General features: G+C 50.6%; 18 protein-coding genes. 14 read left to right on the top strand and 4 right to left on the bottom strand.

Going from position 1 to position 17,906, the window contains the following annotated elements; genetic code table 11:
• Positions 1–8: 8 nt before the first annotated feature.
• From typA to ccsB, 6 genes are read left to right on the top strand one after another with little or no spacing between them, the layout of a single operon-like run.
• The gene (gene typA / locus BL107_RS08380; protein WP_009789890.1) at positions 9–1,811 is read left to right on the top strand and encodes a translational GTPase TypA; all 1,803 of its coding nucleotides are present in this window, start codon (positions 9–11) and stop codon (positions 1,809–1,811) included.
• Positions 1,811–2,176, top strand: a complete 366-nt coding sequence (locus tag BL107_RS08375; protein WP_009789889.1) for a DUF309 domain-containing protein — start codon at positions 1,811–1,813, stop codon at positions 2,174–2,176. Before typA ends, BL107_RS08375 begins: the two co-directional genes overlap by 1 nt.
• The gene (locus BL107_RS08370; RefSeq protein WP_232192901.1) at positions 2,166–2,648 is read left to right on the top strand and encodes a hypothetical protein; all 483 of its coding nucleotides are present in this window, start codon (positions 2,166–2,168) and stop codon (positions 2,646–2,648) included. The genes BL107_RS08375 and BL107_RS08370 overlap by 11 nt, the downstream gene beginning before the upstream one ends.
• Entirely contained in the window at positions 2,645–3,373 is a 729-nt protein-coding gene (gene lptB, locus BL107_RS08365) for an LPS export ABC transporter ATP-binding protein (RefSeq protein ID WP_009789887.1), read from the top strand. Before BL107_RS08370 ends, lptB begins: the two co-directional genes overlap by 4 nt.
• The gene (locus BL107_RS08360) at positions 3,370–4,524 is read left to right on the top strand and encodes an LptF/LptG family permease (protein WP_009789886.1); all 1,155 of its coding nucleotides are present in this window, start codon (positions 3,370–3,372) and stop codon (positions 4,522–4,524) included. Before lptB ends, BL107_RS08360 begins: the two co-directional genes overlap by 4 nt.
• Before the next feature lie 38 nt (positions 4,525–4,562).
• A complete protein-coding gene (gene ccsB / locus BL107_RS08355) occupies positions 4,563–5,477 on the top strand; it encodes a c-type cytochrome biogenesis protein CcsB (protein WP_037988356.1) in 915 nt (304 codons plus the stop codon).
• A gap of 831 nt (positions 5,478–6,308) precedes the next feature.
• On the opposite strand, the gene rpe is transcribed toward ccsB, so the two are convergent.
• Positions 6,309–6,974 (bottom strand): ribulose-phosphate 3-epimerase, encoded by a 666-nt coding sequence (gene rpe / locus BL107_RS08345; protein ID WP_009789883.1) that lies wholly within the window; start codon positions 6,972–6,974, stop codon positions 6,309–6,311.
• A 779-nt stretch (positions 6,975–7,753) separates the two neighbouring features.
• On the opposite strand from rpe, the gene glpX reads away from it, so the two are divergent.
• From glpX to BL107_RS08310, 7 genes are all read left to right on the top strand, one after another.
• Positions 7,754–8,758 carry a class II fructose-bisphosphatase gene (glpX, locus tag BL107_RS08340; protein WP_009789882.1) on the top strand — a complete coding sequence of 335 codons (1,005 nt, stop codon included), beginning with the start codon at positions 7,754–7,756 and terminating at the stop codon, positions 8,756–8,758.
• Between the two features lie 30 nt (positions 8,759–8,788).
• Positions 8,789–10,087, top strand: coding sequence for a glutamyl-tRNA reductase (locus tag BL107_RS08335; RefSeq protein ID WP_009789881.1), 1,299 nt, complete (start codon positions 8,789–8,791; stop codon positions 10,085–10,087).
• Between the two features lie 121 nt (positions 10,088–10,208).
• A complete protein-coding gene (locus BL107_RS08330; protein WP_009789880.1) occupies positions 10,209–11,504 on the top strand; it encodes a glucose-1-phosphate adenylyltransferase in 1,296 nt (431 codons plus the stop codon).
• 124 nt (positions 11,505–11,628) lie between these two features.
• A complete protein-coding gene (gene gndA / locus BL107_RS08325) occupies positions 11,629–13,047 on the top strand; it encodes an NADP-dependent phosphogluconate dehydrogenase (RefSeq protein ID WP_009789879.1) in 1,419 nt (472 codons plus the stop codon).
• An 11-nt stretch (positions 13,048–13,058) separates the two neighbouring features.
• Positions 13,059–13,772: a 6-phosphogluconolactonase gene (gene pgl / locus BL107_RS08320; RefSeq protein WP_009789878.1), complete on the top strand. Its 714-nt coding sequence runs from the start codon at positions 13,059–13,061 to the stop codon at positions 13,770–13,772.
• Positions 13,753–14,313, top strand: coding sequence for a CIA30 family protein (locus BL107_RS08315; RefSeq protein WP_009789877.1), 561 nt, complete (start codon positions 13,753–13,755; stop codon positions 14,311–14,313). Before pgl ends, BL107_RS08315 begins: the two co-directional genes overlap by 20 nt.
• Positions 14,314–14,317: 4 nt before the next feature.
• Positions 14,318–14,683 carry a hypothetical protein gene (locus BL107_RS08310; RefSeq protein ID WP_009789876.1) on the top strand — a complete coding sequence of 122 codons (366 nt, stop codon included), beginning with the start codon at positions 14,318–14,320 and terminating at the stop codon, positions 14,681–14,683.
• Here BL107_RS08310 and ilvD read toward each other — a convergent pair whose 3' ends face one another.
• From ilvD to BL107_RS08295, 3 genes are read right to left on the bottom strand one after another with little or no spacing between them, the layout of a single operon-like run.
• Positions 14,684–16,357 carry a dihydroxy-acid dehydratase gene (gene ilvD / locus BL107_RS08305; RefSeq protein WP_009789875.1) on the bottom strand — a complete coding sequence of 558 codons (1,674 nt, stop codon included), beginning with the start codon at positions 16,355–16,357 and terminating at the stop codon, positions 14,684–14,686.
• 44 nt (positions 16,358–16,401) lie between these two features.
• A complete protein-coding gene (locus BL107_RS08300) occupies positions 16,402–16,680 on the bottom strand; it encodes a hypothetical protein (RefSeq protein ID WP_009789874.1) in 279 nt (92 codons plus the stop codon).
• 37 nt (positions 16,681–16,717) lie between these two features.
• Positions 16,718–17,335, bottom strand: a complete 618-nt coding sequence (locus BL107_RS08295; RefSeq protein ID WP_009789873.1) for a uracil phosphoribosyltransferase — start codon at positions 17,333–17,335, stop codon at positions 16,718–16,720.
• A 55-nt stretch (positions 17,336–17,390) separates the two neighbouring features.
• Between BL107_RS08295 and BL107_RS08290 the strand changes: the two genes are divergently transcribed.
• Positions 17,391–17,900: a pentapeptide repeat-containing protein gene (locus BL107_RS08290; RefSeq protein ID WP_009789872.1), complete on the top strand. Its 510-nt coding sequence runs from the start codon at positions 17,391–17,393 to the stop codon at positions 17,898–17,900.
• Positions 17,901–17,906 lie beyond the last annotated feature (6 nt).

Genomic DNA, 17,906 nt, shown 5'->3' with positions numbered 1-17,906 from the left:
TATCCCGTATGAGCGCCCAGCAAAAGGCGATTCGCAATATCGCGATCATCGCCCACGTTGATCATGGCAAAACGACCTTGGTCGACGCATTGCTGGCGCAATCCGGAATTTTCCGCGACAACGAAGCTGTGCCGACGTGTGTTTTGGACTCCAACGATTTGGAGCGTGAGCGCGGCATCACCATTCTTTCGAAGAACGCAGCTGTTACCTACAACGAGACTCGGATCAACATTGTTGATACCCCTGGTCACGCCGATTTTGGTGGCGAGGTGGAGCGGGTGCTCGGCATGGTTGATGGGTGCCTGCTCATCGTTGACGCCAACGAGGGTCCGATGCCCCAAACCCGCTTTGTTCTGAAGAAAGCACTGGAGCAGGGGTTAAGACCGATCATCTTTGTGAACAAGATTGATCGAGCCCGGGTCGATCCCGAAACCGCAGTCGACAAGGTGCTCGATCTGTTTATTGAGCTTGGTGCAGATGATGACCAGTGTGATTTCCCTTATTTATTTGGTAGCGGTCTTGGTGGTTTTGCCAAGCCAGATATGAAAACAGAGAGCGATAATATGCGTCCTCTCTTTGATGCAATTCTCCGTCATGTCCCGCCCCCAGTTGGTGATGTAACCAAGCCACTCCAGCTTCAAATTACAACTCTGGATTATTCAGACTTTTTGGGTCGAATCATCATTGGTCGAGTTCATAATGGTGTGATTCGGAAAGGGCAAAATGCGTCCTTGATTAAGGATGACGGAAATCTTAAAAAGGGAAGAATTAGCAAATTATTAGGGTTTGAAGGCCTTCAACGGGTTGATATTGATGAAGCCTCCGCTGGTGACCTTGTTGCGGTTGCTGGCTTTGATGATGTCAACATCGGCGAAACGATTGCCTGCCCAGATGAACCGAAGGCTTTGCCTCTGATCAAGGTAGACGAACCTACCCTCCAGATGACATTCGTTGTCAACGATTCTCCGTTTGCTGGAAAAGAAGGAAAGTTCGTCACAAGTCGCCAGATCCGAGACCGTTTGCAGCGAGAATTACTAACGAACGTCGCTCTAAGAGTTGAAGATACGGATTCTCCTGACAGCTTCGCTGTCAGCGGACGGGGAGAACTCCACCTGGGAATTTTGATTGAAACGATGCGCCGCGAGGGGTTTGAGTTTCAAGTGTCCCAACCTCAGGTGATCTTTCGCACAATTGATGGAACGCCTTGCGAGCCAGTTGAAACCCTGGTCATGGATGTGCCTGAGGCTGCGGTTGGATCCTGTATCGAAAAGCTTGGAACCCGTAAGGCAGAAATGCAAAATATGGAAACAGGAACTGATGGCCGAACCCAGCTGGAGTTTGTTGTTCCTTCACGGGGATTGATTGGTTTCCGTGGTGAATTTATTCGTGCCACAAGAGGTGAGGGAATTATGAGCCACTCCTTCTTTGAGTATCGCCCAATGTGTGGTGACTTTGATACACGTAGAAATGGTGTTTTGATTGCTTTTGAAGAAGGAACAGCAACGTTCTATGCATTGAAGAATGCCGAAGATCGTGGCCAATTCTTTATCACGCCTGGTACAAAGGTCTACAAAGGAATGATTATTGGTGAAAATACCCGTCCGCAAGATATGGAAATCAATATTTGTAAGGCAAAGCAAGTAACGAATATTCGTTCAGCAGGTGCTGATGTTCTCGATACTCTTCAGTCTCCAATTCAGATGACCCTGGAGCGCGCACTCGAGTACATCGGACCTGATGAAATGCTTGAAGTCACGCCTGAGTCGATTCGTTTACGCAAGCTACCGGCCAAGAAGATGGCAAAGCGTTGATGGTTGAGGGTCCTCAAGCAGATCCCCGCTTTAAGAAAGCTGTTGAACTCTTCAACGACGGTGAGTGGTACGACGCTCATGATGTTTTTGAAGAGCTATGGCATGAAACTGCCGATCCCCATCGACGGTGCTTGCAAGGTGTTCTTCAAGTTGCTGTGGCTCAACTCCATTTGCAGCGCGACAATCGTCGCGGTGCAACCATCCTTTTTGGAGAAGCTCTTGGCCGTTTAAAACGTCCAGGAACACCTGATCTGGGTCTTGACATCAAAGGGCTTTGTACGTGTGTTGAGCAGCGGCTTCGATCTCTTCAACTCGAGGAGGATCCCGAGTTGTGCACTGTCCCCGTTCTGCGGGTTGTCGACTGAAAGAAGGTTAAAATTCGAATATCTTGCTGCATGTGGCGTGAACGCTTTAGGGCCGCTCCGATTGAAAAATATTTGTTCACTTAGTCTTCTGGCTTCGTTATCGCTTTTTCCTGTAATCGTTAGGGCTCAACAATCAACTGAAACTGGTTTAATTACGATTGAATCGGATCAGCAAACTGCAGATAACTCGATTGGAGTTGTGACTGCTCAAGGAAATGTTCGTCTTATTCATATTGATCGTGGCATTGTGGCCACTGGTCGTCAGGCCCAATATTTCATCAAAGAAGAGAGCATTGTCTTGAGTGGAGATGTTGATATTGTGCAAAAGAATGGCGACTTACTTCAAGCCGATAGGATTGTGTATTCCTTGGTTGATGAGCGTGCCTTGGCGACACCTTCTGAGAATGAGCAAGTCTTTAGTCAATGGAGTTTCGGTACTAACGCAGATGATTCAACCCAGGTAATTCCATGAGTCTGGAGCTTCAAAATGTCTCCATCTCTTTAGGTGGGCGGCAGCTCGTTAAGTCCGTCAATGTCGACCTGTCACCGGGAGAGGTCGTTGGTCTGCTTGGTCCGAACGGCGCTGGTAAAACAACTACATTCAATCTTGTGATTGGATTACTTCGACCCGACGTCGGTCAGGTATTGCTGGATGGTGAAGAAGTCACCGAACTGTCGATGCCAGAACGTGCGAGGTGCGGTATCGGTTATTTGCCTCAAGAAGCTAGTATTTTTCGGCAACTTACTGTGCGGCAAAATCTTGATCTTGCCCTTGATCAAACAGATTTAACATCAAAAGAGCGTCGTGATCGTCGCAACCAACTCATCGATGAGTTTCACCTCAATGATTTTATTGATCGCTGCGGTTTTCAGCTGTCCGGTGGAGAGCGTCGACGCTGTGAAGTCGCAAGGGCTTTAGCGGTTGGCCGTGATGGTCCTCAATATCTTCTTCTAGATGAACCATTTGCGGGTGTTGATCCTCTGGCAGTGGCCGATCTGCAGAGCTTGATTCAATCGTTGCGGAACCGTGGTATGGGAATTTTGATCACCGATCACAACGTGAGGGAAACGCTGGCGATTACGGATCGAGCCACAATCCTCAACGATGGTGCAATTTTGGCATCAGGTCGGGCTGAGCATGTCTCGAACGATCCTTTGGTACGTCGTTACTACTTGGGAGAGGACTTTCAGCTGTGATCAGAACCTTCACCCGCTGGATTCATAAAATACCTCTTCTCGACCAGTGGTTACTGGCAGAGATCGCTGCGCCACTGCTCTTCGCCATTGCCTCTTTTACGGTTTTAGGGCTCTCCATTGGAGTGATGTTTGAGCTTGCAAGACGTCTTGTTGATGGTTTACCGATCTTGGTGGCGTTGCAGTTACTCTTGCTGAATATTCCAAGTTTTTTAGTTCTCTCACTACCGATGGCGACCTTGTTCGCAACGCTGCTTGCTTACAGCAAGTTGTCATCGAACAGTGAGCTGACGGCCCTTCGTAGCCTTGGTGTTTCAACCACGCGACTCGTTGTACCCGCCTTAGCTCTATCAATCTTTCTAACTGGCCTCACGTTTGTATTTAATGATGTCATTGTTCCAAGAGCCAATACCCAGGCTGAAATAACGTTGCAGAAGGGGCTTGGACGTGCCCTTGCCACTGAGAAAGGAAAAGATATTACTTTCAACAGCTTTGGCAAAATTTATGATCCAAAAACTGAAACAAGTTCTAGGGGCTTGCGCCAATTGTTTTACGCAAGACGTTTTGAACAAGGCGAAATGTTGGATGTCACCCTTCTCGACTTCTCCCGCGCCGATTACCGCCAGATGTGGATTGCAGAGCGTGCTGTGTATAACGAAGCAAAAGCCATGTGGGAATTCTTTAATGGACAAGTTCTAACGTTGAATCCCAACGGAAGTACGACGCGGTTGGCCTTTGACGAAAACTTTTATCCGTTGAGTTCCGGCCCTCTTCAAGTTGCAAAATTGCCAGATGATGCCAATGACATGACTCTATCTCAGGCGATTTCTGCAGAAAAAATTGAATCTGATGCCGGCAATATTAAAGCTGCACGTAAATTAAGAGTTCGCATTCAAGAGAAATTCTCCTTTCCAATGGCGTGCATCGTCTTTGGCCTTATCGGTAGCAGTCTTGGTGCACGGCCTGGATCCCGCACCAGTCGAAGCCAGGGGTTTGGTGTCAGTATCCTTCTGATTCTTGGTTATTACGCTCTGAGCGTTAGTTTTAGTTCTTTAGGCGTGAGCGGAATCCTTCCACCGTTTTTTGCCGCTTGGCTTCCAGTTCTCATCTCACTTGGAGCTGGTGGTTTGCTTTTGCGTCAGGCCAGTCGCTAGCGATTCACGCCAGACTCATCACTACCCCTTGATTTGGTTTGTTGAACGCTCCGTTTGAACTAGTGACAGGCCTTGGGTTTGCGGCTTTTGTTCTTCTGTTAATTGCACTGCCCGTAGCGTTCTGGTCAGTCTCCAGCGACACCAGGCCAGGTGTTGTTCGTTTGCTTGTAGCAGTCGCGAATCTGTTGCTGACGGCCCAGCTCGTTCTTCGCTGGTGGCAGTCGGGTCACTTCCCGATCAGCAACCTGTATGAATCCCTTTGTTTCCTTGCCTGGGCCTGCACCCTTACGCAGTTGCTTGTCGAACGTGCCTGGCCATCACCCATCGTTGCTGCTGCAGCGACACCCATGGGTTTGGGGTGCATCGCGTTTGCGAGTTTTGCATTGCCTGATCAGTTGCAGTCGGCAGCTCCTTTGGTGCCCGCTTTGCGATCGAGTTGGTTGGTGATGCATGTCAGTGTGATCATGGTGAGCTATGCCGCCCTACTGGTGGGTTCGTTGCTGTCGTTAGCTGTTTTGGTGATGGATCGCGGCGAAGCGTTGGAACTACGAAGCAGTTCCATCGGCAGTGGTGGATTTCGCCAGGCAGTTACCACTCCTCAATCGGGTCTCTTGCAGCTTCAATCGGTTGAACTCAGTACCAATGAGCAATTGGATAGTTTGAGTTATCGAACAATAACTGTCGGTTTTTTAATGTTAACTGTTGGCATCATTAGTGGTGCTGTCTGGGCTAATGAAGCTTGGGGTAGTTATTGGAGCTGGGATCCAAAAGAAACCTGGGCCTTGATCTGTTGGTTGGTCTATGCAGCTTATTTGCACACGCGCCTTAGTCGTGGGTGGCAGGGGCGTCGCCCTGCTCTTGTTGCTGTTGTTGGGTTAATTGTGATTGCTGTTTGCTATATCGGTGTCAATCTTTTAGGTATTGGTTTGCATAGTTATGGGTGGTTCTTCTGAGACTTTATTTTCTCCAGCTCATTCCTGTTAGACAATCAATCCCGACTGTTTGGAGGCCAAACTGTTTTTACTTATTGCCTTGATTCACGGGAATACATTTTTTATCTTCGAATCTATCATTGTAGGTAATTTTTGTGTCAATTATTTTCGCGGTAGCATCTTTTTTTGACTCCTTCGAGAGTAGCGTTGTGTGTCTGAGGTTTTTTTTTAGCGATTGACTCTGTATCATTTGCCCTTGATTGTTCTCTTAACCTAAAGATGCTCCGGGGTTTTAACTTGTAGCTCGTTTGCCGCGTTGCTTATTCTCTTTTATTGTAAATTTGAAGTGTCTTGGACTTTGTTTCTGCTGAATCCTTATGTTATATACGGTTGAACAAATTGTCGACGCGTTGTGCAATGAGTATGAAGCACTATTCACGCAAAAGACTTTTAATCCAGCATCTGATTTGAGTTATGATGAGTATCGGAATGCCATGTTGAAAAAGACGTTGCCAGAGCTTATCCAGGAGACATCTACGGATCAAGAATATTATACTCTCGACACATTTATGAGGAAATACGGGAATTGAATGGGTTGAATTTTTTGTGGTCTGATAAACAACTTCACTAGTAATTTTTCTCGCTAGAATTTTTAGGGTTTTATTGTCAAGATGGGGGAATTATTGGGTGAACGGCTTGGTTCAATCAGAGATGGTGGCCCTGATGATGAAAAAAGGAATGAATTAATCAACATCTCCTGCGATTCACATGGAGGGTCAAGCTGATTTGACGTTCTGCCCTAGATATCTAGAGCAGAACGAATTGATTTGCTTGGTGGCGTAAGTGCTGCGACTAACGCTTGCTCGTACGAATGCCTTCGATCGCCTTGGCGTAATCGGGTTGGTTGAACACACCGGAGCCAGAAACAATGGCATTGGCACCCGCTTCGATCACTTTCCATGCATTCGATCCTTTGATGCCGCCGTCGACTTCAATCCAAGGATCTAAGCCCCGTGCATCGCACATCTTGCGCAGATCACTGATTTTTTGCACCTGATTCTCGATAAAGCTTTGTCCGCCAAAACCTGGGTTAACGCTCATGATGAGCACCAGATCACAAAGCTCCAGGCAATATTCCAGTGTGTCGAGTGGGGTGCCAGGGTTCAGTACGGCACCGGCTTTCTTGCCTAGATCTTTGATCTGGCCCAGGTTGCGATGAAGGTGAGGGCATGCCTCGACCTGAACAGAAATAATGTCTGCGCCAGCCTTGGCAAAATCCGGTACGTATTTTTCAGGCTCCACAATCATCAAGTGAACATCGAGGGGCTTCTGTGTCACAGGGCGCAGAGCCTCAACGATCAACGGGCCAATGGTGATGTTGGGCACAAAACGACCATCCATCACATCTACGTGAATCCAGTCAGCACCTGCCTTGTCGACGGCCTCCACCTCAGCACCGAGTTTCGAAAAATCGGCTGAGAGAATTGACGGAGAGACGACAAGACTTTTGGCGGACATCGCAGCGCTAACGGTTTGACCCAGCAATGTTACATCGATTACTAAGGCATGTTTCTGGCTTGCTGTCGCCGTCTTACCCCTGCTGCGACAAGGTCTGTTTTCGATCAAACCACGATGGGTGAGGTTCGTTTGCTCGTCGTTTAGAGATGGGCATTCGGCTGTGGTTCTTATGACTTTATTTTGTTTAGATCCTTATTTGTTTATGCATTAGAATTTGATTTTGAATGCTTACTTCTCTGTTTGATGAATTCCATTCATGCGATTTGCATTGGCTGCATGGAAATATTTTGCTCTTTGATTATGCTCTAAGCTTGAATATATAGGGATTGAAATTATTGTAAGATTCATTTGCCTGATGCTTTCATTTAGGGAAAGGCTGTAATCCTTGTGCTGTCAAATTGAACTATCCATTGATTTGTCTGTGATTAGTTTTGAATGTCTTTTAGGGCGATTAATCCAGCTTTATCTGCTCTTTTGAGCTTGCCTCCTTTCACCAATATTACAAGTCATTGTCGAAGTTTTTGTGGAGATTGGAAATACCCTGGGATCTCTCTAATTCTTTCAAATCTCTGCCCGGGGGTGAGCTGCTGACTCGCTATTCGTTTCACTCACAAGGTAAAAGTGCGTTGAGTTTTTTTTTGAGGCTTCTCCTCTCTGCTGAGACTGGGGTATCGCTGATACAGTGAGCCGCGCTTCTAAGCCGAGATCGACTGCGGCATGGGCCAACTGCCCTGTCAGCACTTCTCGCTAGCCCAATTACCCTAATTATCCGGAGTCCCGTGGATCAGTCGCTTATTCAGGAAATTCTCGAGATCGTCGAGCAGGCCGCCATTGCTTCCGCCACGCTCTCCGGCAAAGGCCTGAAGGACGAGGCTGATGCCCTTGCCGTTGATGCGATGCGTAAGCGCATGAACAAGATCAACATGCAGGGCAAGATTGTGATCGGTGAGGGTGAGCGCGACGAAGCTCCCATGCTCTACATCGGGGAAGAAGTAGGAACGGGCAACGGTCCTGGGGTTGATTTCGCTGTGGACCCCTGCGAAGGCACCAACCTTTGTGCCTACAGCCAGCGTGGCTCGATGGCAGTTCTGGCTGCTTCCGACCGTGGTGGTCTATTTAATGCTCCCGACTTCTATATGAAGAAGCTGGCAGCACCACCAGCTGCAAAGGGCAAGGTTGATATCCGTAAATCCGCCACTGAAAACATCAAAATTCTGAGCGAGTGCCTGGGCCTTGCTCCTGATGAGCTCACCATCGTCGTGATGGATCGCGCCCGTCACAAGGATTTGATCGCTGAAATTCGCGCAACCGGTGCTCGCATCCAGCCCATTTCTGATGGCGATGTTCAGGCAGCGATTGCCTGTGGTTTTGCTGGTACGGGTACCCATTGCTTGATGGGTATTGGAGCTGCTCCCGAAGGTGTGATTTCTGCTGCCGCCATGCGCGCGTTGGGTGGTCACTTCCAAGGACAGTTGGTCTATGACCCTGCCATTGCTCAAACTTCTGAGTGGGCAGACATGACGAAGGAAGGCAACTTGCAGCGTCTTGCTGAAATGGGCATCACTGACCCAGATAAGGTGTACGAAGCCTCGGAGCTCGCTTGCGGCGAACATGTTGTTTTTGCTGGCAGTGGCATCACTGATGGCCTTCTCTTCAACGGTGTCAAGTTCGAAGCTGATTGCACGCGCACAAGCAGCTTGATCATCAGCAACATGAACAACACCTGCAGTTTCACCACCACCATCCACATGAAGGATGGAGCTCAAAGCATCGCTTTGAACTAATCGCCCAATACGGTTGAGAGGAACATTTCCATGCATATTGCCGTCGTCGGCCTCAGTCATCGAACGGCTCCGGTGGAAATCCGGGAACGGCTCAGTATTCCTGAGCAGAGCATGGAAATGTCTCTCCAAACCCTTCGTGGAAACGACCAGGTGCTTGAGGCCTCAATCCTCAGCACCTGTAATCGGCTTGAGATATACACATTGGTTCGCCACCCTGAACTTGGCGTTGGCGCCGTCAATCAATTTTTAAGCAATCACTCTGGTTTACAAACTGGAGAATTGTCTCCTCATTTATTCAACTTTCATCATCAAGATGCGGTTGATCATTTGCTAAGGGTTGCTGCCGGTTTAGACAGTCTTGTACTTGGAGAAGGCCAGATTCTTTCCCAGGTTAAAAAGATGATGCGTCTCGGCCAGGAACACAAATCCTTGGGCCCAATTTTGAATCGATTGCTTACGCAAGCCGTAACGACTGGAAAGAAAGTTCGCAGTGAAACAAATTTAGGAACTGGCGCCGTATCAATTAGCTCTGCGGCTGTTGAACTTGCGCAACTCAAGTTGGGCCAGTCGCGTGGTGTCGACGACTTGGTCACCCTTGAAAGTGAGCAGATTGCTGTTGTGGGAGCGGGACGAATGAGTCGACTTCTCCTGCAGCACTTGCAGTCCAAGGGCGCTTCAGGTGTTGTTCTTGTGAATCGAACCGTTGAAACAGCTGAACGTCTCGCCAAGGACTTTCCGGATTTATCTGTTCAATGCAGGCCCCTAACGGAACTTGATACGTTCCTCAGTACTTGCTCTCTTGTCTTCACCAGCACAGCGGCTGAAGATCCAATTATCGATTCAGCGAGACTCAAGCCACTCAATCGACGCAGTCAGCTTCGCTTAATAGATATCGGGGTGCCCCGCAACGTTGCCGCTGATGCGGCGAACGTAGATGGCGTGGAATCCCATGATGTGGACGACCTCGAAGAAGTTGTTGCAAGAAACCAGGAGGCACGGCAGGCCATCGCACGCGAGGCTGAGCTTCTCCTGCAGGATGAAGCTCAACAGTTCCTTGACTGGTGGGACAGCCTTGAAGCGGTTCCCACCATTAATCAATTGCGTTCGTCGATGGAAACGATTCGCACTGAGGAGTTGCAAAAAGCCCTCAGTCGTATGGGGCCCGACTTTTCAGCCCGTGAGCGCAAGGTTGTCGAGGCCTTAAGCAAGGGCATTATCAATAAAATTCTCCACACACCGGTTACGCAATTAAGAGCCTCACAAGCCCGTAGCGAGCGTCAACAGGCGCTTCGTACCGTCGAGCGACTCTTCGATCTCGACCCTTCTTGACCAAAGAATTGGGTCTGTCCAGAGTTGATTCCCAGCAATCTCGTCGGATTCATGTCCAAGGTTGGTTTTATGTTCCAAATCTCCGGTAAGTTCTTGCGGCAACGCCGAGTTGGGTAGCGGCATGAAGAGAGTTCTGGCGATTATTCTTGGCGGTGGTGCTGGTACCCGCCTCTATCCCCTTACCAAGATGCGGGCCAAGCCCGCAGTGCCTTTGGCAGGCAAATATCGGCTGATCGATATTCCCATTAGCAACTGCATTAATTCCGACATCCACAAGATGTACGTGATGACGCAGTTCAACAGCGCATCACTCAATCGTCACTTAAGTCAAACATTTAATCTTTCCAATTCTTTTGGCGGGGGTTTTGTTGAAGTCCTTGCTGCTCAACAAACTCCCGACAGTCCTACTTGGTTCGAAGGAACAGCCGATGCTGTTCGTAAATATCAGTGGCTTTTTCAGGAATGGGATGTTGATGAGTACTTGATTTTGTCCGGTGACCAGTTGTACCGCATGGATTACAGCTTGTTCCTCGAACATCACAGACGCACTGGCGCAAAACTCACCGTTGCCGCTCTTCCTGTTGATGCAAAGCAGGCCGAATCATTTGGCCTGATGCGTACGGATAGTGAAGGAAACATCCAAGAGTTTCGCGAGAAGCCTAAAGGCGACTCGCTACTGGAAATGGCTGTTGATACTTCACGGTTTGGTTTGAGTCCCGAATCCGCTCAAGAACGTCCCTATTTAGCGTCTATGGGGATTTACGTGTTTAGTCGCGAAACCCTGTTTGATCTTCTAGATAAGCATCCTGGCCATAAAGACTTCGGAAAAGAAATCATTCCCGAGGCGTTGAAGCGTGGTGACAAGCTTCAAAGTTACGTCTTTGATGATTATTGGGAGGATATTGGAACCATCGGTGCTTTTTATGAGGCTAACCTTGCCTTAACACAGCAGCCCACTCCTCCATTTAGTTTTTACGACGAGAAGTTCCCGATCTATACCCGTCCCCGCTATTTACCCCCTAGCAAATTAGTTGATGCTCAGATCGTTAATTCAATTATTGGTGAGGGTTCCATTCTCAAATCCTGCAGCATTAATCACTGTGTATTAGGTGTACGAAGCCGTGTTGAAACCGACGTTGTGTTGCAAGACACGTTGGTCATGGGCGCCGATTTCTTTGAATCGAATGATGAGCGGGAAGCCATTCGTCAGAAGGGAGGTATACCCGTTGGTGTTGGGCCAGGTACAACAGTGAAACGGGCAATTCTCGACAAGAACACTCGAATCGGTTCCAACGTTTCGATCATCAACAAGGATCACGTGGAAGAAGCCGATCGTTCTGACCTTGGCTTCTACATTCGCAATGGAATTGTTGTTGTTCAGAAGAACGCCACGATCCAGGATGGAACTGTGATCTGATCCCCATGTTGTGAACTGGAGCGGCAGGACATCCATCCTCCATCCCTGACACAACCCTCTGAATATGCAGCAGACGACCGTCTAGATGCTCACACTGGCATCAGTCGTCGACGGCTCTCAGAGCATGACCAAATCCCACTTCGGTTTAATTGGACTCGGTGTTATGGGCGAGAACCTCGTCCTGAATGCCGAGCGCAATGGTTTTTCAAGCGTTGTGTACAACCGTACGTATTCCAAAACCGAGGATTTTTTAAAGGGGCAAGGCGCCGGTAAGAACATTCAAGGCGCGACTGATCTTCAAGATTTTGTTGAAAAACTTGAACGTCCACGTCGAATTTTGATGATGGTGAAGGCGGGTCCTGCTGTGGATGCCGTTGTTGACCAGCTTTCTCCTTTATTGGATGAGGGTGATCTTTTAATTGATGGAGGCAACTCTGATTATCAAGACACTGAACGCCGAGTAAAGCAGCTGGAAAGCAAGAGTTTTGGCTTCATTGGAATGGGGGTTTCCGGTGGTGCCAAGGGTGCTCTAGAAGGGCCCAGCATGATGCCTGGTGGAACCAAGGCGTCCTACGACGCGATCGAGAGCCTCGTGACCAAAATGGCTGCCCAGGTTGAAGATGGGCCCTGCGTTACATACATCGGACCCGGCGGTTCAGGGCACTTGGTGAAAACCGTTCACAACGGGATTGAATACGGCATTGAGCAGATCCTGGCCGAGGCCTACGACCTAATGAAGCGGGTCAAAGGAATGGACGGAGATCAAATGGCGGATGTTCTTGGCCAATGGAATTCCACAGAAGAGCTGGCGTCGTATTTGGTTGAAATCACTGAGGTTTGTTTGAGGACTAAAGATCCCAAAGATGGCGGCGACTTGGTTGAAAAGATCATGGATCAGGCCGGACAAAAGGGCACAGGTCTTTGGACTGTGGTGACTGCATTGCAAATGGGTGCTTCTGTACCCACGATTTATGCCTCCTTGAATGGTCGGGTGATGAGTTCAATGAAGCCCCAACGCGTCAAGGCAGAGGAGGTGTTGAAGGGTCCGTCGGTCAAAGATTTTGACCTTGGTCAGCCTGCCGATGGAATGTCTCCACTCATGGATGCCGTTGTTTTGAGTTGTGTGGCTAGTTACGCCCAGGGTATGGAGCTTCTGCGTATTGCCTCCAACGACCTTGATTACGGGTTGGATATGCCGTCCATTGCTCAGATTTGGAAAGGTGGTTGCATCATTCGGTCGCGTCTGTTGAAGCGCATTCAAGACGCCTTTAAGGCCGATCCTCAGCTTGAGAATTTGATGGTGGATCCTTGGTTTGCGGATCAAGTCAACCGTCGTTTGCCCGGATTGGCGCAGGTTGTAGCCGGTGCAGCTGAAGCTGGTATTCCTGTGCCTTGTTTCAGCAGCACTCTCGACTACATCAACAGCTATCGCACAGGCCGGTTGCCCCAAAACCTTGTGCAGGCCATGCGCGACTGTTTCGGCTCCCATACCTACAAGAGGGTTGATGAAGAGGGCAGCTTCCACACCGAGTGGCTGGATTGAGCGGTTGATCAATGACGAACTACCGCATTGTTCAAGCCAGTGATTCTGAGGACCTTGCTCGCCAGGCCTCTCAGACCATTGCTGCTCAGATTGCTCTCACCCTCGATCAACGGGATCGTTGTCAGATTGCTCTATCTGGTGGATCAACCCCGAGCAAGGCGTATGCCTTGCTCGGACAAGAACATCTGCCTTGGGACAGGGTTGATGTTGTTCTTGGAGATGAACGTTGGGTTTCAGCCGACGATGACTCCAGTAACGCCCGCATGCTTCGACAAACGTTGCTGGCTGAGGGCCCGGCATCCGTAGCGGCCTTTCATCCTGTTCCCACCGTGGAGCTCAAGAATGCTGAGGCAAGTGCAGTGGCCATGGCCGACTTGGTGTCACGACTGTGTGCGGCCAACCCGCCCATTTTTGATGTGATGTTGTTGGGTCTTGGCGATGATGGTCACACCGCTTCGCTTTTTCCAGGTACGGACGCCCCCGGGGTGACCGACCAATGGGCAACCGTTGGTCGGGGAAAAGGCCTGGATCGCATCACCCTGACCGCACCAGTGCTCAGCGCCGCCCGCCAAGTGATCTTTCTTGTGAGTGGTGCCAACAAACAAGAAGCGCTTCGACGACTCATGGATCCAACGGAATCTTCAGAGCGCACTCCCGCTCGACTGGTTCAACCTGCTAGTGATGTGCTGATCATTGCGGATCAGGATGCAACCGCCGGCCTCTGAACACGTTCTATTCCAAGGCAGCGATTTCGCTGAATGGGCAAGTTTGAACGACACCATCATGGGAGGAAATTCCCGGGCAGGCTGTCGAACGACTGCGGATGGTCTTCTGCTTGAGGGCCAGCTCGTCGCAGCGGGGGGTGGATTCGTTAGTTGTCGATCACCGCGCTTGCAGCCTCCCCTCAATCTCTCACCGTTCTCTGCCCTTCAGATCGATCTGGATGGTGAAGGTCGCACTCTCAAAATCGCACTTGGCTGCAGAGATGGAGCCATGGGTCTCACCGAATTAATTCCGGGTGGAGTGCGTTGGGTGATTGACGTTCCAACCCAAGCTGAAGGAACAACACGCCTCACCATCCCATTTTCGGATCTACGCCCCACCATTCGTGCGAAACCTGTGGGACTTCCTCTGAAGTTCGACACCAGTGGAATTACCCGAATACAGGTGCTCCACTCAAAGTTTGGAGATGCTGGTGCCCTCAATCCTGGTTTCAGGCCAGGGGAGATTCGACTGTTAATTCGATCGATACGAGCGCTGCCATAACGCCATGGATCTTTTGAAGCTGATTGCCAAGTCGGCAGATGTGTGTCTGAAACCTTGGATCCATGCGGTTGTGCCCATCGACCCCTCCGCTCCTGCTGTTTTGGATGAGCTGAATGTGCGGATCGAGTGTCGAGATCCCCAGGGAGAGCGCTGCCCTGAACGCGACTTAGAGCTGGAGATCTATCGCAGCGGTGACGACATCAATTTGATGCTGAGTTGGTGGGACCAGCCGGAACGGCCGATGCTTTGGCAGGGTCGTCATCCCGTTTGGATGCATGGAGAAAATGGTCAACGGCTGTCGGCGCCCCAGGATGCAGGCCCCTTAGAAGCACTTGGACGACGGTTGCATTCCCTTCTGCAACCCAGCTAATTAATCCGGTTGATCGGTGACAGCCCCTTTGCTGGATGTGGAAACGAGTCGGGCATATTTACCCAAAATTCCAGTGGTGTATTGAGGTTTTGGTTTCGACCATGCTGCTCGTCGTTTGGCTAATTCCGTGTCGTCAACATTGAGCTGAAGCAAGAGTTGATTGGCATCCACGGTGATGCTGTCTCCCTCTTGCACAAGGCCAATCGTTCCACCAACAGCGGCTTCTGGAGCGACGTGACCCACCACGAGTCCGTAGGTACCACCGCTAAATCGTCCATCGGTAATTAATGCCACTTTGTCGCCGAGTCCCTGGCCGACGATGGCTGAGGTGGGCGCCAACATTTCCCGCATGCCAGGTCCACCGACCGGACCTTCGTAGCGGATCACAACGACGTCTCCCGCATTGATCCTTTTCTCAAGGATGGAGGCCAGACAGTCTTCCTCACTTTCAAAAACCCGAGCTGGACCCGTCAGTACAGGAGTTTTGACGCCGCTGATCTTGGCCACACTGCCCTCCAGGGCCAAATTTCCTTTGAGGATGGCAAGGTGTCCTTTGCTGTACATCGGATTGCTCAGAGGTCGAATCACCTCTTGGTCTGCGGGGGGTGCAGATGGCACATCCGCCAACAATGCGTTGAGACTTTTCCCTTCAACTGTTTGGCAATCGCCGTGGAGCAATCCGGCATCAAGCAGCAACTTCATCACTTGAGGGATTCCTCCAGCGTTGTGCAGATCAACGGTGACAAACCGACCGCTGGGTTTGAGATCGCAGATCACTGGGACGCGTTGCCGAATGCGTTCAAAGTCGTCAATGCTCAAATCAACCCCAGCTGTGCGAGCAATCGCCAGCAAATGCAAAACGGCATTGGTGGAACCGCCGACCGCCATGATCACGCTGATGGCGTTTTCGAAGGCTTGTTTTGTGAGCAGATCGAGCGGCCGGATGTTGGCTTTCACGGCATCCACCAACACCTCTGCTGAGCGAGCCGCGCTGTCCGCTTTTTCCTGGTCTTCGGCCGCCATCGTGGAGCTGTAAGGAAGGCTTAACCCCATCGTTTCGATGGCTGCACTCATCGTGTTGGCGGTAAACATGCCGCCGCAACTTCCTGCACCAGGACAGGCGTTCTTTTCCACCGCCGTGAGTTGTTCTTCATCGATTTTGCCGCTGGTGATTTGACCAACGGCTTCAAAGGCACTCACCACAGTGAGATCACAGCCGCCGAGTTTTCCCGGCTTGATCGTTCCCCCATAAACAAACACGGAGGGGATATTCATCCGTGCCATGGCCAACATCGCACCAGGCATATTTTTGTCGCAGCCACCAACTGCCAAGACTCCATCCATGCTCTGACCGTTACAGGCCGTTTCGATGGCATCGGCGATGACTTCTCGGCTGACAAGGGAATATTTCATCCCTTCAGTCCCCATCGAGATTCCATCACTCACCGTGATGGTGCCAAACATTTGCGGCATTCCTCCAGCCAGACGGGCCGCTTCTTCGGCACGTTTCGCTAAAACATCAAGCCCGATATTGCAGGGCGTAATCGTGCTGTAGCCGTTGGCGATTCCCAGGATCGGTTTGCCGAAATCAGCATCACCAAAACCAACGGCCCGGAGCATGGCGCGGTTGGGGGATCGCTGAATCCCTTTGGTAACGGCGTCGGATCTGAGCATGGCGCGAACTGGGCCTTCAGCTTTCTCGCCAACCTACTGACGACTCAGTCGTTAGTCCCGAGACCCTCAAGTTGAGCGCGAACGCGGGCAATTTCGGCGTTGAGTTTTTCTACCCGTTCTTCGAGATGACCATTGTCGGAGCTTTCATAAACCTCTGAACCGTCTTGCATACGGGGGACGTAGAGCATTGCTTTTTGTCCTCCGATGCGGCGGCGACGATCGGCTTCGTTGAGTAACCACCAGGCAAGACCCGCTGCACCAATGACGGCTCCCGTCACCAAAGTTGAAAATGTGCCTGAGCCGCTGTCGTGGTTCTGCACCATGGCCGAAACAATTGGTTTGAAAAATTATTTTTTAAATCTAGACACGGCCCTTCCACCTGAGGTTGAGCCTTTGCAGAGGGTCACCAATTCCCGGAACGGCTTGTCCGTATGCGTCGAGCGCCTCATCGATGCAAGTGGTGTAAATCGTGAGGTCCGGTACGGCTTCTCCAAGGATCTTCAACCCCGGGTTGGCACAGAGCGCCGTAATCAAACGAATGCGATTGCCGCTTACTCCTTGTTGTTGCAGGTCTTGCAGCAGCCGCAATACGGCTGTTCCATCGGTGATTTGGTCGATAAAGATCACCAACCCTGCGTTGGTTTCGATGCTGTCAGGAACGCCGTTTAGGCAAAGGGATGCCTCGGGGAGGACCTGTCGGCCTCCTTGCCATAACTCCAAACCCCCAGGCATGACAGGCATGGCTAGAAGGGGAGCTCTCGACTCCACCACGAGTCCTTCGGTGTCTCCATGGGCTGTGGGAATGGGTTCGCGACGATGTGGCAACCAATCACGAAGCGCCTCATAGGTGAGCCAGCGACCCAGCTCTTGCATCGCTGTTGCGTACAACGCTGGCGGTGTCTCGCGGTGCCGCAGCATCGTGAGCCAGTGACCGATCAGTGGATGCGGGGGCACCACCACCCGAAGGCTCATGGCCATAAGCGACGCTCCGTTGGGAACTGCCATAACGTGAGCGATCAAGCTACCCGTCCAGATGCAAGCTCTCTTCCGCCCAGTCTCAATTCTGGCGGCTGTGTTGATTGTTTTCACCACACTGTTCTGGACTGATTCTGTCGCCGCGATTACGGCTCCTGAGTTGCGCGGCAGCAGCTCTTATCAGGGGATTACAGAAGACATGCATGGCATGGATCTCAAAGAGAAAGAGTTCCTCAAGGCCAACCTTCGCGATGTAAACCTCAGCGGTGCTGATTTGCGGGGTGCTGTGATCAACACCACTCAATTGCAAGGTGCTGATTTGCGAGATGCCAATCTTTCTGATGTGGTGGGTTTTGCAAGTCGATTTGACGGTGCAGATCTTCGTGGGGCTGTTTTAACCAACGCAATGTTGATGCAAAGTCGTTTTACGGATGCACAGATTGAGGGTGCTGATTTCACCGATGCAGTGATCGATCTCCCCCAGCAAAGGGCTCTTTGTAGCTCTGCCGATGGTGTGAACCCTCAGAGTGGTGTCTCCACCCGTGAAAGTCTCGGGTGTCGTCCTTGAGTAATT

It is taken from the genome of Synechococcus sp. BL107 (genome assembly GCF_000153805.1).
GTDB lineage: Bacteria > Cyanobacteriota > Cyanobacteriia > PCC-6307 > Cyanobiaceae > Parasynechococcus.
This window is presented reverse-complemented; position numbering and strand designations above follow the sequence as displayed.

What these genes read in the sequence shown, in the direction of transcription:
- typA (WP_009789890.1), top strand. Translation starts at nt 9, where the DNA reads ATGAGCGCCCAGCAAAAGGCGATTCGCAATATCGCGATCATCGCCCAC.
- BL107_RS08375 (WP_009789889.1), top strand. Translation starts at nt 1,811, where the DNA reads ATGGTTGAGGGTCCTCAAGCAGATCCCCGCTTTAAGAAAGCTGTTGAA.
- lptB (WP_009789887.1), top strand. Translation starts at nt 2,645, where the DNA reads ATGAGTCTGGAGCTTCAAAATGTCTCCATCTCTTTAGGTGGGCGGCAG.
- rpe (WP_009789883.1), bottom strand. Translation starts at nt 6,974, where the DNA reads ATGTCCGCCAAAAGTCTTGTCGTCTCTCCGTCAATTCTCTCAGCCGAT.
- BL107_RS08335 (WP_009789881.1), top strand. Translation starts at nt 8,789, where the DNA reads ATGCATATTGCCGTCGTCGGCCTCAGTCATCGAACGGCTCCGGTGGAA.
- BL107_RS08330 (WP_009789880.1), top strand. Translation starts at nt 10,209, where the DNA reads ATGAAGAGAGTTCTGGCGATTATTCTTGGCGGTGGTGCTGGTACCCGC.
- gndA (WP_009789879.1), top strand. Translation starts at nt 11,629, where the DNA reads ATGACCAAATCCCACTTCGGTTTAATTGGACTCGGTGTTATGGGCGAG.
- pgl (WP_009789878.1), top strand. Translation starts at nt 13,059, where the DNA reads ATGACGAACTACCGCATTGTTCAAGCCAGTGATTCTGAGGACCTTGCT.
- BL107_RS08315 (WP_009789877.1), top strand. Translation starts at nt 13,753, where the DNA reads ATGCAACCGCCGGCCTCTGAACACGTTCTATTCCAAGGCAGCGATTTC.
- BL107_RS08310 (WP_009789876.1), top strand. Translation starts at nt 14,318, where the DNA reads ATGGATCTTTTGAAGCTGATTGCCAAGTCGGCAGATGTGTGTCTGAAA.
- ilvD (WP_009789875.1), bottom strand. Translation starts at nt 16,357, where the DNA reads ATGCTCAGATCCGACGCCGTTACCAAAGGGATTCAGCGATCCCCCAAC.
- BL107_RS08300 (WP_009789874.1), bottom strand. Translation starts at nt 16,680, where the DNA reads ATGGTGCAGAACCACGACAGCGGCTCAGGCACATTTTCAACTTTGGTG.
- BL107_RS08295 (WP_009789873.1), bottom strand. Translation starts at nt 17,335, where the DNA reads ATGGCCATGAGCCTTCGGGTGGTGGTGCCCCCGCATCCACTGATCGGT.
- BL107_RS08290 (WP_009789872.1), top strand. Translation starts at nt 17,391, where the DNA reads ATGCAAGCTCTCTTCCGCCCAGTCTCAATTCTGGCGGCTGTGTTGATT.